This is a genomic window from uncultured Shimia sp. (assembly GCF_947498095.1).
Taxonomy (GTDB): domain Bacteria; phylum Pseudomonadota; class Alphaproteobacteria; order Rhodobacterales; family Rhodobacteraceae; genus Shimia.
In genome coordinates, this window is sequence record NZ_CANMJE010000002.1 from 11,778 (window position 1) to 28,232 (window position 16,455).

At 58.2% G+C, this 16,455-nt stretch carries 18 protein-coding genes; 5 read left to right on the top strand and 13 right to left on the bottom strand.

Annotated features, from left to right (window positions below; translation table 11 throughout):
• The first annotated feature begins 41 nt into the window (after nt 1-41).
• A complete protein-coding gene (locus Q0932_RS03255; protein ID WP_299349693.1) occupies nt 42-281 on the top strand; it encodes an Lrp/AsnC ligand binding domain-containing protein in 240 nt (79 codons plus the stop codon).
• Here Q0932_RS03255 and Q0932_RS03260 read toward each other — a convergent pair whose 3' ends face one another.
• The 8 genes from Q0932_RS03260 to Q0932_RS03295 form a co-directional block, all read right to left on the bottom strand.
• On the bottom strand, nt 282-2,207 hold the full coding sequence (locus Q0932_RS03260) for a CoA-transferase (RefSeq protein WP_299349694.1): 1,926 nt from the start codon (nt 2,205-2,207) through the stop codon (nt 282-284).
• A gap of 62 nt (nt 2,208-2,269) precedes the next feature.
• The gene (locus Q0932_RS03265) at nt 2,270-3,016 is read right to left on the bottom strand and encodes an SDR family NAD(P)-dependent oxidoreductase (RefSeq protein WP_299349696.1); all 747 of its coding nucleotides are present in this window, start codon (nt 3,014-3,016) and stop codon (nt 2,270-2,272) included.
• The gene (locus Q0932_RS03270) at nt 3,009-3,557 is read right to left on the bottom strand and encodes a DUF3833 domain-containing protein (RefSeq protein ID WP_299349697.1); all 549 of its coding nucleotides are present in this window, start codon (nt 3,555-3,557) and stop codon (nt 3,009-3,011) included. The genes Q0932_RS03265 and Q0932_RS03270 overlap by 8 nt, the downstream gene beginning before the upstream one ends.
• On the bottom strand, nt 3,554-4,771 hold the full coding sequence (locus tag Q0932_RS03275) for an MFS transporter (protein WP_299349699.1): 1,218 nt from the start codon (nt 4,769-4,771) through the stop codon (nt 3,554-3,556). Before Q0932_RS03275 ends, Q0932_RS03270 begins: the two co-directional genes overlap by 4 nt.
• On the bottom strand, nt 4,771-5,307 hold the full coding sequence (locus Q0932_RS03280; RefSeq protein ID WP_299349700.1) for a chalcone isomerase family protein: 537 nt from the start codon (nt 5,305-5,307) through the stop codon (nt 4,771-4,773). Before Q0932_RS03280 ends, Q0932_RS03275 begins: the two co-directional genes overlap by 1 nt.
• Complete coding sequence (locus Q0932_RS03285) at nt 5,297-6,457, bottom strand: class I SAM-dependent methyltransferase (RefSeq protein ID WP_299349701.1); 1,161 nt, start codon at nt 6,455-6,457, stop codon at nt 5,297-5,299. Before Q0932_RS03285 ends, Q0932_RS03280 begins: the two co-directional genes overlap by 11 nt.
• The gene (locus Q0932_RS03290) at nt 6,457-7,209 is read right to left on the bottom strand and encodes a DUF1365 domain-containing protein (protein WP_299349702.1); all 753 of its coding nucleotides are present in this window, start codon (nt 7,207-7,209) and stop codon (nt 6,457-6,459) included. The genes Q0932_RS03285 and Q0932_RS03290 overlap by 1 nt, the downstream gene beginning before the upstream one ends.
• Complete coding sequence (locus tag Q0932_RS03295; RefSeq protein ID WP_299349703.1) at nt 7,206-8,498, bottom strand: FAD-dependent oxidoreductase; 1,293 nt, start codon at nt 8,496-8,498, stop codon at nt 7,206-7,208. Before Q0932_RS03295 ends, Q0932_RS03290 begins: the two co-directional genes overlap by 4 nt.
• Before the next feature lie 186 nt (nt 8,499-8,684).
• On the opposite strand from Q0932_RS03295, the gene Q0932_RS03300 reads away from it, so the two are divergent.
• Entirely contained in the window at nt 8,685-9,248 is a 564-nt protein-coding gene (locus tag Q0932_RS03300; protein WP_299349705.1) for a sigma-70 family RNA polymerase sigma factor, read from the top strand.
• Complete coding sequence (locus Q0932_RS03305; RefSeq protein ID WP_299349706.1) at nt 9,245-9,880, top strand: ChrR family anti-sigma-E factor; 636 nt, start codon at nt 9,245-9,247, stop codon at nt 9,878-9,880. The genes Q0932_RS03300 and Q0932_RS03305 overlap by 4 nt, the downstream gene beginning before the upstream one ends.
• A gap of 249 nt (nt 9,881-10,129) precedes the next feature.
• Here the strand turns inward: Q0932_RS03305 and metG are convergent, their stop codons facing one another.
• The 3 genes from metG to Q0932_RS03320 form a co-directional block, all read right to left on the bottom strand.
• Nucleotides 10,130-11,842 (bottom strand): methionine--tRNA ligase, encoded by a 1,713-nt coding sequence (metG, locus tag Q0932_RS03310; protein WP_299349707.1) that lies wholly within the window; start codon nt 11,840-11,842, stop codon nt 10,130-10,132.
• A gap of 64 nt (nt 11,843-11,906) precedes the next feature.
• A complete protein-coding gene (locus tag Q0932_RS03315) occupies nt 11,907-13,154 on the bottom strand; it encodes an MFS transporter (RefSeq protein ID WP_299349709.1) in 1,248 nt (415 codons plus the stop codon).
• Between the two features lie 165 nt (nt 13,155-13,319).
• Entirely contained in the window at nt 13,320-13,937 is a 618-nt protein-coding gene (locus Q0932_RS03320; RefSeq protein ID WP_299349711.1) for a hypothetical protein, read from the bottom strand.
• Nucleotides 13,938-14,062: 125 nt separating this feature from the next.
• Between Q0932_RS03320 and Q0932_RS03325 the strand changes: the two genes are divergently transcribed.
• Nucleotides 14,063-15,106, top strand: a complete 1,044-nt coding sequence (locus Q0932_RS03325) for an aldo/keto reductase (RefSeq protein WP_299349713.1) — start codon at nt 14,063-14,065, stop codon at nt 15,104-15,106.
• 15 nt (nt 15,107-15,121) lie between these two features.
• Here Q0932_RS03325 and Q0932_RS03330 read toward each other — a convergent pair whose 3' ends face one another.
• The gene (locus Q0932_RS03330; RefSeq protein ID WP_299349714.1) at nt 15,122-15,253 is read right to left on the bottom strand and encodes a hypothetical protein; all 132 of its coding nucleotides are present in this window, start codon (nt 15,251-15,253) and stop codon (nt 15,122-15,124) included.
• Between the two features lie 156 nt (nt 15,254-15,409).
• Here Q0932_RS03330 and Q0932_RS03335 point away from each other — a divergent pair, with 156 nt between their 5' ends.
• On the top strand, nt 15,410-15,886 hold the full coding sequence (locus Q0932_RS03335; RefSeq protein ID WP_299349716.1) for a hypothetical protein: 477 nt from the start codon (nt 15,410-15,412) through the stop codon (nt 15,884-15,886).
• Here Q0932_RS03335 and Q0932_RS03340 read toward each other — a convergent pair.
• Nucleotides 15,883-16,455 (bottom strand): pilus assembly protein, encoded by a 573-nt coding sequence (locus tag Q0932_RS03340; RefSeq protein WP_299349718.1) that lies wholly within the window; start codon nt 16,453-16,455, stop codon nt 15,883-15,885. The two genes, Q0932_RS03335 and Q0932_RS03340, sit on opposite strands and share 4 nt — an antisense overlap.

Consider the following 16,455-nt stretch of genomic DNA (forward strand, 5'->3'; position numbering starts at 1 on the left):
CCAATTGTGCCAGCTTGGGGGAAACCAATGCGAGGCGACCCATGTCCACCTGTGTCTTTATCCAGATCCGCTGCCGTCCGGGAACAACCTACCGCGTGGCCGAGGAAATTGCGCTCAAGGAAATCCATTCCGAGCTGTTCTCGACCAGCGGGGAATATGACCTGCTGATGAAGCTCTACATCCCCAAAGACGCGGATGTCGGCAAATACATCAACGAAAAACTGCTGGATATCGATGGGATCGAACGCACACTGACCACGCTCACGTTCAAGGCGTTCTAGTCAGCTTTTATCATCCAGAAACCCACGGGCCTGTTCGCTGGTTTCAAAGATATGCGGGCGGGCATCGGGGAAAACCTCGCGCAGTTTCATCCGCATAAAGGCTGAGCCGGAGTAACGTGACACGGTGCGGTAATACCGCGCGTCCAGATCAGCAACCATGCGCGCCCAGTCGTTCTCCAGCGTTTCGTCTATGCTGAACCCATCATAGTTCACCACCACGTCAACCTTGTCCGCGAGCGGCGCGCAGATGTCCGCAACAAGTTTTCCGACGCGGGCCACTTCATCGGCTTTTCGCACGCGCATCTTTTCAAAGTTCAGGTACAGCCGCCCGGCTTGGGGATCGACTGCAATGCGGTCGGGCAGGTCGAGATGCAACAGGTCGGTGCGCAGGTCCATCTCATCCGGGCGGAAGATACGTGCGTCCATTTCATGCAGTTCGTCGATGATCGGCTCTGCGTCCATATGCGCAAGGATATCGCGATCAAGATCCACTCCGGGGGCGATCTCAACCAGCGCCAGACCCTTGGCCGTGAGTTCGAACACGCAGCGTTCTGTGACGTAGAGAACAGGTTGCCCCAACCGAGCGGCACGGGTACCTGAGAATGAAATTTGCTCGACGGATTTCAAAAGCTTGCGCGCGGTTCCTTCGGTTTTGATGGAAAGCTGTCCGTCAGTGATATCGAGGTTCAGACCTTTGGCTGTGAACGTGCCCGCAAACACAAGTCTGCGGGCATTTTGCGAGATGTTGATAAACCCTCCAGCGCCTGCCAGCCGTGACCCAAACCGCGAAACATTGACGTTGCCAGCCCCATCCGCCTGCGCCAGTCCAAGGCACGCCATATCCAGCCCGCCGCCATCATAGAAATCAAACTGGTTGTTTTGCGGGATGACAGCATCGGTGTTGATCGCCGCGCCAAAATCCAGACCCGAGGCAGGTTGGCCACCGATCACGCCGGGTTCCGCTGTGAGCGTGACATGTTCCAGCAAACCCTCTTCGGCGGCGACCGCAGCAACACCTTCGGGCATGCCGATGCCAAGGTTCACAACTCCGTTCACCGGCAACTCAAACGCGCACCGCCGCGCGATGACCTTGCGGGCATCCAGCGGCATGGGCGGAATCTCCCCCTCGGGCGAGCGGATGCGGTTGGTAAACCCATGGCTGAACGCGGTGGCATAGGTTTGCATGTGGTGTTCAGGTTCGGCCACGACCACTGCGTCGACAAGGATGCCGGGGATGTGCACGTCTCGGGCAGGCATGGTGTGCGCGCGGGCAATGCGTTCGACCTGCACGATAACCACGCCACCCGCGTTTTTGACGGCCATGGCCTGTGCCAGATTGTCGATCAGCAGGGCCTCGCGCTCCATGGTGATATTGCCAGCCTCATCTGCTGTGGTGCCGCGCAGCAGGGCGACAGTCAGGCGTGGAGCCGGGTAAAACAGCATCTCTTCACCGCGAATCTCGGTCAGTTCAATTTGCGGCTCGGTGCTGATGTCGTTGATCGCGCCACCGCCATTGCGCGGGTCAACAAAGGTTTCCAGCCCGACCTTGGACAACATGCCCGGCTTGCCTGCAGCACTGTCGCGATAAAGCTGACTGATGCAGCCCTGAGGCAGGTTCCAGCCTTTGATCTTCCCCTCGATGGCCAGTTTCGCGACCTTGGGGATCAGGCCCCAGTGGCCACCGACAACTGATGACAGCAGCCCATCATGGCCCAAACGGTTCAGGCCACGGGTCTTGCCATCGCCTTGGCCTGCGGCAAAGACCAGTGACAAATCGCGTGGATGACCAGTCTCAAGAAATCGGGCTTCAATGGCCGCCAAAAGCCCATCAGGCACCCCGATGCCAACAAAGCCCGACGTGGTGATCGTGTCACCGTCCTGAACAAGGGCGGCAGCTTCGGCGGGGGAGACGACTTTACGTTTCATGGGCGCCAAGATTGCGCATCCGGCGCCCACGCGTCAATTTTGTAGAAATACCTACAGGTTGATCAATTCGGCTTGGGGCTTGGAAATAGTCGCAAAAACAGTCCACGCGGCAAGAAGCGACCAGCACGAAACAGCCACGAGAATACCGCAGGAAATGCGGTTGCAAAGCGACGACTTTCAATCGCGCGTAGGGTCCGGCGTGCGGCCTCTTCCGGCGACAGGATAAATGGCATCTCGAACGTGTTCTTGGCGGTGAGACGCGTACGGATAAACCCCGGATTGATCTGTTTTATGCTCAGGCCTGTGTTTCGCAAATCCGCCTGAAGGTTCTCAGCCAAATGCATCAGCGCTGCCTTTGAGGCGCCGTATCCGATGGCACCGGGCAGCCCGGAGTACCCAGCGAGGGAACCAATCAGAACGATATGCCCCCGATCTCTTGCCAACATTGGGGGTAGGGCGTGCGCCAACACATCCAATGCGCCCGTAAAATTGGCTTTGGTCATCAGGGTGACCTGAGCCGCGTTCCACTCTTGCGCGTGCATCGGGTCGTATTGGCCCACGCAATAGATCATTCCGTCAACGGCGCCAGCTTCGCGCGATGCGGTTTCAACCGCCTCGCTGTCCGTGACGTCGAACGGCACTGCACGCGCGTGTTTCAGCGATGCCGCGAGGTCCTGCAATCGGTTGGCCCCGCGCGCAGACAAAACCAAATGCGCTCCGCGTTCATCGAGTGCCTCGGCCAAGGCACGGCCCAGACCTTCGCTGGCACCAATGATCCACCAGGTTTTGTTTTGAAATAGGTCAGTCATCGGCAGGCCTCATTGTGGCGGTCAGCTCTGCAACCTTAATACCGAACTTGCGCAATTCCGAGCGGTTCAGAATGGTGCCGTTTTCCATCAGGTACAGCCAGTCTGTGACATTCAGTACATGCCCCCCGGCGGCTTCGGTCAGGCGGATGCGATAGGTCATCGACAACGTGGCGCCGGAAACCTGCCCCTGCGCGGTGCCGATGATGTCATCAGCCGTGGCGGTGAAGCTGCCGTTTTCGCCCAAGGTCAGGAACCATTTGCGTTCCTGTGTGCTGCCGTTGTCATACCGAAAACTCTCGGCCAAAGTGCCGGTGTTGCCATCCCATTCGCCTGTCATGTCCGCCACAAAACGCGAGGCGAGCCGCCCGTTCGGACCGTGGATCATGCCTTCGGAAATGATCGGGCCGCTCAGGTGCTGTTTGATGTCAAACACAGGGCCTGTGTCATCGTAGTGCGCCGCGCGCTGATGGCGAAAGGACAGGCCGGGCCGCCAAAGTGCGAGAACAAGCACAGCGATAATCAGGAAAAGGACAAGTTTCATGCGGACAGAACCTTTTGAGGAAGACGAAAAACCAGAGTGATGGCGGCCAATTTGATCACACAAGGAATGATCGCATAGGCCAAGGTGAGTGTTTGCAGGGCCGAGGCGCTGTTGACCGCACCGGGTTTGAAACCCGCTGCATCAAGCGCAGGCAGCAAAAGGGCTGCAGCAAGGGCGAGGGCCAGTTTCCCGGCAAGAAACCACAGACCAAAGGCCTGACCCGCGCGCAAGTCAGCGCGCTCAAGTGCGGAAGAGAACATCACAGGCAAGAGCACCATATCGGCCCCCAACGCGGCACCTGAGCCGATACAGACAAGGGCAAAGGCCAATGCCGCGCCGGGCAACAACAGGGCGGCCCAGACAAAACTGAGAACAGCCAGCGTCATGGCGCCCAGCAATACCGGACGTATGCCATAGCGATTGCTGAGACGGGTCCAGACCGGCACGGACAAACCGGCCGCGAGGAAAAACAACACCAGAAATCCACCGGCCATGCCGGTCAATTCAAGGCGATCTTCAACAAAGAACAAAAATAGCGTGGAGGTCATGGCAACCGGTAGCGCATTGACCAGTGCCAGCCCCAAAAGGCGCAGGCCTCCCGAGGCCCGCAGGTCTGTCAGCGTCAGTTTGCCTGTGGATTTGGGCGCAACAGTCCAGAGCGGTCGGGTCCGCAGGTAGACAAGGGTGCAAATCACAGCGAGCATCAGACCATAAGCCGTGAACCCACCCTCCGAGCCAAAAATCGCGATTAGAGCGACCGGGGCCAATGCCGCCAGAATAACGCCAGTCAACGCGCCTGCCTCTCGGAACCCCGCGAGTTTCAGTAAGGCGCCAGAGTTTGACGCCAGCGCGGTGCTTTGGCCATAAAACAGGATCGCCGCGAGGCTGTAGCAAGTGAACAGAACGATCAGCGAAAATGTCAGCCATACGACCGGGGTCAGCAGTGGGGGTATCGAGAACAACATCACAAAGCCCAGACCCATGCCCGCCGCGCCGAGTGCCGCAAACCGACCGATCTGACGCGGGTTGCGATCCACCATCCAGCCAAGCGCAGGGTCTTGGGCAAAATCCATCACCCGGATGCCGATCAGAACCGCGCCGACTGTGCTCAGGCTCAACCCCAGCTCTGCCGTTGCATAGCGCGGCAGGTGGATGTAGAGCGGCAGGCTCGCGGCAGCGAGCATTAGCGAGAAAAGGCTTACATTCCAGTACATTACTTGCCCTTTAGCTGCGGGCTTAGACGTGCCATGCGGCTTTCTGGAGCCAGCCAGATACCGAAGAAACGTTTCTGAATTCCCGCAGAGTTCAGCGTGCAAACCTTGCGATTGTTCAGCCAAAGTGAGACCGCGTTCGACCCCTGCGAAGTTGCGGTGATCTCGTCACCCTTCTTCACGTCTCGATAACAAGTGGCGAGGTCTGCGCGCAGTTTGGCGTCGCTCGCGCTTTCTCCATTCATGCGCGTGATCTCGGTCATGGTGGCGTCGGTCAACTGATCCGCAGAAAAGCCCCGGCGATAGGTCAACCGCAGGGCCATTGGCGCCTGCCAGCGAAAGTCCGTGCCACCAGAAGTAAACAGCTCAGCATCATAAATCGCGATCCCGAGATAGCGCACAGTTACGCTGCCCAAACGCTCGGGGTTGCTAAGGCCGGTGCGCGCCACATCAGCGCGGGCGCCTGTCAGAAGAAGGGACAGCAACAGCAGGCCGGACAGGGCCGTGATACGGGCAGTGTCGGCGAGTTTAGTGCGCATGAGCCATCTCCACTTGCAGGACGTTGGTTTGACCGACAGCAAAGGTGCCGGCACAGAGTTCCAGATAGTATTGCCAGTTGCGCAAGAAGGGCGTGTCATACCCCAAGGCCCGAATTTTGGGAGCTTGTGCCATCAACCGGTCCGCCCAAATGCGGCAGGTCTGGGCATAGTCCTGACCAAAGGCAAAGACATCGCGCACTTCAAGTCCCGCGGCGCGGGCCTGTTGGCGGATCGTCTGTTCTGACAAAAGCATGCCACCAGGAAAGGTGTATTGACGGATGTAATCCGAGTTGTTGCGATAGGTGTCAAAATAGTCGTCACGCACCGTGATCGCCTGAATGACCGCCCGGCCGTCAACCGCCAGATTGCGTTGCAGGGTCTGGAAGTAGCTTGGCCAATAGCGTTCGCCGACGGCTTCAATCATCTCAATAGACACGATGTTGTCGAACCGCCCGTGGGTCTTGCGGTAGTCCTGCAAAAGGATGTCCGCACGCCCGTCCAGCCGCGCGTCGGCATAGCCGCGCTGGCTAGGCGAGATGGTGATGCCGGTCACATTGCGCCCTTGATCGGCAGCACGTTCAGCAAATCCACCCCAGCCGCACCCGACTTCGAGAACCTGCTCTCCATCGGTCAAGCGATTGAGAACGCGGTCATACTTGCGGTTCTGAGCGCGCTCCAGATCATTGTCGCCATGCTCAAAGATCGCCGAGGAATAGGTCATGCCGTCGTCCAGCCACAAACGATAGAATTCGTTGCCAACGTCATAATGCGCCTTGATATTGCGCGAGGCCCCGCGTTCGGAATTGGCGCGCAGGATGCGATCAACGGCGCGCATCTTTAGAGTTTGAAGTGGGCTGGGGCGGCCAAAGGTGCCAAGCGCATCACGGTTCTTCAGGGCAAACCCGATCAGGCCAGCGACCGACGAGGTTTCCCAGAGGCCCGCCACATAGGTTTCGCCCAGCCCAATGTCACCGCGTGCGGCAATAGAGGTGATCGCTGACCAGTCGCGGATGGTCAGGTCCGCCTCGGGGCCAGAGCCGCCAAAGTCGTGCACCTCACCTTCGGGTGTCTTCAGGCGCAGGCGTCCAGTGTCCAGCGAAGCGCAGGTGTTGAGAAAGTCGTGTTTGACCCGTTTGGTGATAAAACGCATTAGCTGATCTCCTGTTGAGGGGGGGCAGGGCGACGGCGAAACGGCGCGCCTTTGAGTTTCAGGCGCAGGGCCTGCCAATAGATGAGGGCAATGGTACGAACCGCACCTGTTGGGCGGCGCAGGGCACCCCAGATCAACGCGCGGTTGGTCAGGGGGCGCCGGGGGCCGGACAGGGTGGCGATCACGCCTTTGCCGTTGTTTTCATGGTCAATTCGGATCGCAATCCGGTCTTCACGAATATCAAATCGAAAGCTGTAGCGACCGTTGACCTCTTGAAAGGGCGAGACATGGAACAGTTTTGATGCTGTCAGCGTGTCAGATGGACCAATCGGGGCAAACTCTGGCAGGTGACACAAGTACGAATGGCGCTCGCCAAAGGTGTTGTTCACCTCGGCAATCACGGCCGTGAGACTGTCACCCTGATATGCCAGCCAAAAACTGACCGGGTTGAAGACTTTACCCAACAGCGTGGGCTGTGTGAGCAACAAAATCCGGCCGCGGTCAAACGGTGCACCGGCGCGGTCCAACATGTCTTCGGCCCAGGATACACCCCGACCTGATCCACGCTTGCCGCCATGATTGCGGTCCAGCACCGAAGTCAGGTTAAAGCCATTGCGCGAGAACAGCATAGGGCCGCGGATCGCGGCGGGATCAATCAGCACATAATCCATGCTGTAGGTGAAGGCATTCTTCACCGACCCGCGCCGCGCGTGCGTGGTATGCGCTGCGATATGGTCCGGCCACCGGCTCATGCGGCGACCTTGACCCGGGCGATTTGGGCGTTGATCTCACGCGTCGCACGAACAGCGCTTGCAAACCCATCTTCATGGAACCCGTGACGCATCCAGGCACCCGCGAACCATGTTGCGTTGCTGCCCTGCATGTCTGCGAGCCGTTTTTGGGCTGACAATGCTGGCCCATCAAACACCGGGTGGCGAAAGACGTTGTGATCGTAGATCAGCTCGTCCCGAATTTCGGAATAAGGGTTTAGCGAGATGAACATCGGATCGTTTTCAGGAATGTTCTGCAAACGGTTCATCCAATAGGTCACACCGATCTCGGGTCGTGTATCGAGGGCTTTGGCCTTGTAGACCCAGCTCGACCAGCAGGCGCGGCGACGGGGCATCTGTGCCTCGTCACGGTGCAGAATGATCGTGTTGTCCTGAAAGCGAACATCCGAAAGAGCAGCCTTTTCGGCAGCACTGGGTGCGGACAAGAGGTTCAGTGACTGGTCTGGGTGGCAGGCCATGATGATCTGGTCAAACCGCTCGGCCCCACGCTCGGAATGTACCGTCACACCGGCACTATCGCGGTCAATCTTGCGGACGGGCGTGTTGGGGCGCAAATCAGCACCTTGCGCTTCAAGGTGGGCGGTCAGGCGTTTCACATATTCAATGCTGCCTCCGTTTACGGTCCACCACTGGTGCTGCTTACGCTCCAAGAGCGAGTGGTTGCGGAAAAACGTCACCAACGTGCGGGCTGGAAAATCCCGAATGCCCTCGGTTGGGGTGGACCAGATCGCGCCGCAGATCGGCATCAGATAGTAGCGCTGGAACCAGTCGCCGAGGTTCAGTTCCTTGACCAGATCGGCGATGGTGACATCGTCGGTCTTGGCCACGTCTTCAGCGCGGGCATTAAATGTCACGATATCCCGCACCATCCGCGCAAAGGCAGGGCGCGCAATGTTGCGGCGTTGGGCGAACAACGCGTTGATCGAATACAGCGCATATTCCACGGCACCATCATCGATTGTTGCCCCAAAGGTCATGTCGCTCTTTTCAACGGGCACGTCGAGATCGCGAAACATTCCCGTCAAATGCGGATAGTTCACATAGTTAAAGACGATGAACCCGGTATCGACCGGTTGATCCGCATTGCGCCCCGCTACGATGGTGCGGGCATGCCCACCAAGCCGCGGTGCTGCCTCGAACAAAGTAACGTCGGCGTTGGCCGTCAGCAGGTAGGCAGATGCCAATCCGGAAATTCCGCCGCCAACAATTGCAACGCGGGGGCGACCTGTATTTGGGATATCAAAAGACATTGTTTCTCCGTTTGGTTTTCAAAAGTTACGAGGCCGGTTCAAAGCCGGATCAAAAAAAGAAAAAATTGTTTTTGGAGTGATCCAAACGCGGACCTGCTCCGTAATCCTCCCATGTTGAACGCAACGACTGAGTTAAAGGGCCCCTCAGCGGCTGTGACGGGTTTCCGGTCTGCCGCAGGAGAGGACATGTCTCAAAAGTCGGGCGAAATGAGTGAACAGACGGTTTGGATGCTGGCCGTGCGGGATGACCGCAACAAGTCAGCCTTTGCGGCGCTGTTTGATTATTTCGCACCGCGTTTGAAAGGAATGCTTATGCGGGGTGGCCTTCAGGCCAGTCTTGCCGAAGAAGTGGTACAGGACACGATGCTTGCAGTTTGGCGAAAAGCTCATCTGTTTGACCCGCACCGGGCGCAAGTCTCGGGCTGGGTCTATCAGATTGCGCGCAATCGCCAGATCGACGTGCTGAGAAAAGAACGGCGCCCGATCCCTGAGGAAATGCGGGGGGATGACGTGCAGGAAGATGACAGCCTGCAGATTGTGGCCCTGGAACAGGATACGGCGCGTCTTCGCAAGGCGTTGCAATGTTTGTCACCCGAACAACGTACGCTCGTAGAGCAAGCGTATTTGGGTGACATGAGTCATTCGGAACTGCACGCCCAGACGGGCCTGCCATTAGGGACAATAAAATCGCGTATCCGGTTAGGGCTAGAGCGCCTGCGCCGGGAATTGGGAAACGAGCAAAGTTTATGAGTAGTATTCGTCATCATATCCCCGAGAGCCTGTTGGCCTCTTATGCATCGGGTGAGTTGTCATATGCCTTTTCGATGGTTGTGGCCGCCCATGTCTCTATGTGTGCAGAGTGCCGTGCACGTCTGGTCACACATGAAACCGTGGGTGGCGTGCTTTTGGATGAAGAGCACCATTCGACTGTGACCTCTGGGTTGCGATCTCGTGTGCTCGATATGTTGGACACACCGCAACCCGTACGCCCCGCGCCGCGCCGCATGGGAGTATTCCCCGGTCCCGTGGCCGAGGCGCTGTCCTATGGTGAACCGAAATGGCGTCGTTTGGGCGCAGGTGTCCGACAGACCGTGCTGAAGCGCTCGGACGAAGAGTCTGTTCGGCTTTTGTACATCCCGGCAGGGCAGGCCGTGCCAGATCACGGTCACAACGGGCTTGAGCTGACACTGGTGCTTCAGGGTGCGTTTTCAGATGAAACCGGAACCTTTGGGGTCGGAGATGTCGAGGTTGCGGATGATGAACTGGAGCACACGCCCGTTGCAGCCGAGGGCGATGCCTGTATCTGTCTAGCGGCCACGGATGCTCAGTTGAAGTTCAACGCTTTTGTTCCTCGACTGTTGCAGCCTGTGCTTGGCATCTGAAAGCCTGACGCGACAACCGTGAGCGGTTGACCCAAAATCCCAAACCATTGGCCACTGCGCACATGTGCTGGCCGGCCTGCGCCCTCATTTGAGGATCAACAGTTGATCCCAAACGTCGATGCAGTCGGCCCGGGTCTGATCAGATCAGGTGGCGGCGTGCTGGGGACGCATAGGCTGCATTTAACGTGCGGGAACGGAAAAGGGGCCTTCGAGAGAGGCCCCTTTTCTTTTTGCAATTGGATTGGTGGATCAGTCTCGCGTTCCGGCGAAACGCGCCTGCCAGTCTTCGCGTTCCTCATCCGTGATTTTGCGGAAGGTCACATCCGGTACTGTAAAGGCATGGCCCGGCGCCAGCGCTTCCAATGCGGCAGGCACATCGTCTGGCCAGCTCTCATCCGTCGTTTGCATGGCTGCCATCAGCGCGTCTTTGGCGTCTGGAATGAACGGCGAGGATAAAACTGCATAAAGCCGGATCAGGTTCAGCGCGAGACGGATTTGCATGGCCGCTGTTTCTGGATCTTCCTTGAAGGTCGACCAAGGGGCAGCGTTTTGCAGGTATTCATTGCCCGCCACCCAGATCGCCCGCAGCTCTTGCGCCGACTTGCGGACCTCCATTGCGGCCATATGGTCTTCATAGGCGCGGATACGGGTGGTGAGTTCTGCAATCAGGGCGTTTTCGTTTTCGCCGCAAACCCCGCCTGAGGGCACTTCTTCACCGAACTTCGAGCGGCAGAACTTGGTCACGCGGCTCACAAAATTGCCCAACACGTCGGCAAGGTCTTTGTTCACCGATTGTTGGAAGTTTTCCCATGTGAACTCGCTGTCGCTGCTCTCCGGCGCATGGGAAAGAAGCCACCAACGCCAATAGTCCGCTGGCAGGATTTCCAGCGCCTGATCCATGAATACACCGCGTCCGCGCGAGGTCGAGAACTGGCCGCCGTCATAGTTCAGGTAATTAAACGACTTGATGTAGTCCACCAGCTTCCACGGCTCTCCCGAGCCCAGAATGGTCGACGGGAAAGACAGCGTGTGGAACGGCACATTATCCTTGCCCATGAACTGGGTATAGGTCACGTCGTCGGCGCCTTTGTCGGTGCGCCACCAGCGCTCCCAATCGGTGCCTTTTCCCGCGCCGACCCATTCCTGACTGCACGCGATGTATTCGATAGGCGCATCGAACCAGACGTAGAACACTTTGCCTTCCATGCCGGGCCAGACATCGTCGCCCTTCATGACCGGCACGCCCCAGTCGAGGTCACGGGTGATGCCACGGTCTTGAAGCCCATCGCCATCGTTCAACCATTTGTTGGCGATCGAGGTCGTCAGGATGGGCCAATCCGTCTTGCTATCAATCCACGCCTGCAGCTTCTCGCGCATCTGGCTTTGACACAGAAACAGGTGTTTGGTTTCACGCTCTTCCAGATCGGTCGAGCCGGAGATCGTGGAACGTGGATTGATCAGGTCCGTTGGATCCAGCTGTTTGGTGCAGTTGTCACATTGGTCGCCGCGCGCATCTTCAAAGCCGCAGTTGGGGCAGGTGCCCTCGATATAGCGATCCGGCAAAAAACGCCCATCGGCGTTAGAAAACATCTGCTTTTCGCTGACTTCGCGGATCAGTCCGGCGTCATCCAGACGGCCTGCGAAATGCTGTGTCAGCTTGTGGTTTTCCGGGCTCGAGGAGCGGCCAAAGTGGTCAAACGACAACCGGAACCCCTCGGCGATCTTTGCCTGCACAGCCCACATCTCGGCGCAATAGTCTGCCACCGGTTTGTCCGCCTTGGCAGCGGCGAGTTCGGCCGGGGTGCCATGTTCATCTGTCGAGCACAGGAACAGCACCTCGTTGCCGCGGGCGCGCTGGTAGCGGGCGAACAGATCGGCGGGCAACTGGCTGCCCACAAGATTGCCCAAATGCTTGATGCCATTGATATAGGGAATGGCCGAAGTGATTAGGTGGCGCGCCATGAAAACGTCCTCTGGTCTCGTGTTGCGCTTCGTCTAGCCCAAAGCTGCGCGCAGTGCCAGTGGGTTAAGCGCCGTCTTCCCCCTCGGGAGCGCGCTTTTCGCGCTGGCGTCCCATCAGGCGGCCAATGGTGAACGAGGTGCGCGGCGCATAGACATAGCGCGTACGGTTGCCGCCTGAATCCCGCACCCGCATCCGGCTAAGACCAAATGCGATCAGGATCGCATGCCCCACTGCGATCATCATGAACAGGGCGGCTGGTCCAAACCAGTCAATCAGGCTCGACGCCACAAGGGGCGCCGCAATCGCGCCGAGGGCATAAAAGAACATCAAGGCGGCGGCCAGTTCGACCCGTTCCTCTGAGGTGGCAAAGTCGTTGGCATGGGCGGCGGCCACCGAATAGATCGGAAAGGCGGTAAGACCGAACAGACCGGCATTCAACATGATAATCGTTGTACTCGACGGGCCCAGAAAGATCGTCACGAAACAGGACAGAACAGCCGCTGCAGACAACCAGATCAGCACCCAGCGGCGGTCAAACTTGTCCGCCAGCCAGCCCACCGGATATTGCGCCAGCGCGCCGCCCAAGACAAAGGCCGCGAGGAACCAGGCGATCTGCTCGACCGCCAGCCCGACTTCGGCGCCATAAACAGGGCCAACCATGCGGAAACTGGCAGAGCTCAGCGCGGCGACAACAACCCCGGCGGCGGCAAGCGGAGAGCTTGCCACAGCCAGCATAGGCCGCAGTCTTGGGGCGTCCGGGGTTTCGGGCTGCGCGGATTTTGACAGCGTCAGTGGCAGAAGCGCGGCACAACAGATGATGGCCAACAGGTTGTATGAGACGTATGAGGCAGGCTCGAGCACGCTGATCACCATCTGCGCGCAGAGCGATCCGCCCATATCCACGATCCGGTAGGTGCCCATGGCGCGTCCGCGAGTCTCGTTGGTGACCTTGGCCTGTAACCAGGCTTCGACCACTGTGTAGCAGCCCGCCACGCAAAGACCGGAGGCAATCCGCATGATTGCCCAGCCCCAAGGATCAATCCACAGGAAGTGTGCGATCAGGCTGATCGCACCTGTGGCGGTAAAGGCCGCAAAGGCCCGCGAATGGCCAACGCTGCCCATCAGACGCGGCGCCCACCAGCAACCGATAAAGAAACCCAGGAAATGCGCCGATCCCAAAAGACCGATCTGCGCGGTGCTGAACCCAAGGGTGATCCCGGACAAGACATCCAGCGGCCCCACGCCTCCGGTGGCAAGCTGCATCAGGGCGACCGACAGGAACAGGGCAGAGAAGGAAATCAGCATACGCATAATCGCCGACCTTCCCCCGCGGAACAGGTAACGGCAAGCGGGTATTCGACAGACCCATGTCGTTTTTGGGGGTTTGTCCCGATTTCTGTGTGCCCCAAGGCGTTTCAAAACGCCTTGGGCAAGCGGTTTGCAAACCGCTTGGAAGCCGCTTGCAAACGGATTGGGTCAGGCCGGTACCTTTGCGGCGGTTTCCGAGGTCACCTGTGCCTTGCCGGGCAACCCCGTCACATACCAGTCTTGCATTGGTGCCGTGCGGGCGCGCAGGCGGGTCAGGTGCCAGCGGGTGCGGTCTTTTCCGTGATCCGGCTCCATCCGCCAGCGGGTCTCAATGCCCGGCGCGCCCCCTTGACCGGGGGTGAGCAACAGGCCCGTCGGCGTGACCTTGCCCTCGGTGGCGCCGGTTTCCGCAGCCAGATGCATGCGCCGCACAGCGGTCAATCCCGGAGGGCCGGGAATATCGGCCACCACCAGCGACACCAATCCGGCACGCAGCACCTCTTCCATGCTCCACAGCACATCCTCGGGGCGTAGGGGGGACACAAAGATAAACCGCGCCGGGTTGGTGAACCCAACTATGCCGTCCGGGTGTAATCGGTGTGGTGCCCAAGATGGCGCGATCCAAAAGATCGGCCCTTCGGTTTGTGCCGCCAGCCACATGGCAAAGGTGGTCCGCGCCTGCCCGCAAGCTTCGTGCAGGCGGGCGCGGGGCAGGGTCAGGCCGGGGGCGAGCTGATGTTGCGGCCGGTCCCGCCACGGTGCGCGATCCAAGAGGTGATGTGTCATCGGGACATATTGGCATGTTCTCTTTTTGTTCTCAATCTCAAATCTCGGCCTGAGCGCCTGTTTTTCTCTTGTTCCGGCGGGCAAAACCACTCAGGGTAATGGCCCGCAGAAACAGGAACGCGCAGATGAAAATGAACCCCCTTGGCTGCACTGGTATTGAGGTCTCCGAGTTTTGTCTTGGCACCATGACCTTTGGCACCCAAACCCCCGAGGCTGATGCCCATGTCCAGATCGACACCGCACTGGACGGCGGAATCAATTTCGTTGATGCCGCAGAAATGTATCCGGTGAACCCGCTGAAACACGAAAACGTTGGGCGGACCGAGGAAATTATCGGCAATTGGTTTGCCAAGTCCGGCCGGCGGGCCGAGGTGGTCATGGCCACCAAACATTCCGGCGAAGGCTTTATGGGCGCCCGTAACGGCGCGCCGATTTCCTCCGCGACCATTCCAGAAGCGGTAGAAGGCTCTCTGCGGCGGCTGCAAACCGACTATATCGACCTCTATCAGCTGCATTGGCCCAATCGTGGCTCTTACATGTTCCGCCAAAACTGGCGTTTTGATCCCTCGGGACAGAACCGCGCCGACACGCTGTCCCATATCGAGGATGCGCTGGGCGCGCTGCAGCGCGAGGTGGAAAAGGGCCGTATTCGGGCGATTGGATTGTCGAACGAAAGCGCTTGGGGCACCGCGCAATGGTTGCGGATCTCGGATGAATTGGGTCTGCCGCGCATGGCGACAATCCAGAACGAGTATTCCCTGTTATGCCGGATGTATGACACCGACCTTGCCGAACTCAGCATCAATGAAGATGTCCGGCTGTTGGCCTTCTCACCGCTGGCCACGGGCCTATTAAGTGGCAAGTATCAACATGGCCGGGTTCCCGACGGGTCACGCATGTCGATTGTCGACAATTTGGGAGGGCGCAAGACGCCCCGCGTTTTTGATGCGGTTGACGCCTACTTGGCGATTGCCCAACGGCACGGCTTGGACCCGGTGCAAATGGCGATGGCCTTTACCCTCCAACGCCCGTTCATCTGCGCCTCCATCTTTGGCGCCACACGACAGGATCAGTTGGAACACATCCTAAAAGGTGTGGATGTGCGCCTGAGTGACGAGGTTTTGGCCGAGATTGATGATGCGCATCGCGCGCACCCTATGCCGTATTGAGTCGTTTGAGTTCAGTTAGTTATTGGTCTCAACCGCGACTGTGGTATCGGCTTGGGGAGCTTTTTCACCCAAGGGCGTCATGACGACAAACAAGGTCGCGATCAAAAGAACTCCAAGCAGGATCAAAGCTTGACGAAAGACGTTCATGGTAGGCCTCACTGGTTTTGACGCCATACTAACTATTCGGATTTCCAAGGGCTGTCTTTGCCTTTGGTCAAGAACATGTCCCATCGCTGCGTCAGATCAAGCCTTGCCCTCCTTGTCCGGGCTGGGGTAGGGCAGGGCGCAAAGAGGGGAAACGACATGACACAAGAGGTTCTGGCAACCGTAAGCGCCTCGGTGCCGCGCCGATGGCTGGGCGTGGGCATGATGGGGCTTTTGGGTGCGTTGCTGCTCTATATTGCGCTGTCCATTCCCCCGGACAATCTGGCTTGGCAGGCGTTCTTGATCATCATCGGGTTGGCGGCGCTCTATATGGCCGAGAAAACCCGCCGCGCGACCGAGCGTGTTGTCGAACTCACTTCGGAATGCGTGCGGCTTGACGATGGGCAGGTGTTGACCACGATAGACAAAATTGATCACATCAGCCGCGGCATGTTCGCCATGAAGCCTTCAAATGGCTTTGTCATGGTCCTTAACGAAAACAGAAGCCGAGCATGGCAGCCCGGCCTCTGGTGGGCGTTTGGTAAACGCGTTGGTATTGGTGGGGTCACACCCGGGTCTCAGACCAAGTTCATGGCCCAGATCCTTGAGGCAATGATCGCAGAGCGAAATTTCTAGATGTTGCCTAAGCCTCGCTCCCAGACTAGTTGGGGGGCAAAACGGGGACGCGCAAAAATGAATGTTTTCATCGTCAAGTCACCTAGTCCGACGTTCAAGCTGGGTTCATAGGTTGATATCGTCTCAACCAGAATTAGAGTTTCCCCATCAACCATTTCAGGAAGGTCAGTTGCGATTTCTGCGATTGAAGAAGATGAAAGTGCACTGATATTTCCTTGGGCGTTGCTCCATTCCAGCACGTATATGTCGCGTTTTCCTCGATAGGAAATAACCGAAGTACGCAGGCCGGATTCCGAGTCGGAGTCTGCCAAAATATCAAAGAGATTCTTTGCGCTTACCATGAAGGTTTCGTTGATGGCCCCAGTTTCACGTGCAAGCATGTCTGAAACGACAAAGGCGGCTTTCTCTGTTTCTGAACGTGTCTTATAGGCGTCAAAGAATACCCACATTGCGATGAAAGCCCAAAGGAGCATCGGCAATACAATGACTGCCTCAACTGAAACGGTTCCGTCCGTTTCCTTGGAAAATCTGCGAGCAGTTTTCAAAACTGAACGTATGATCTGTATCAT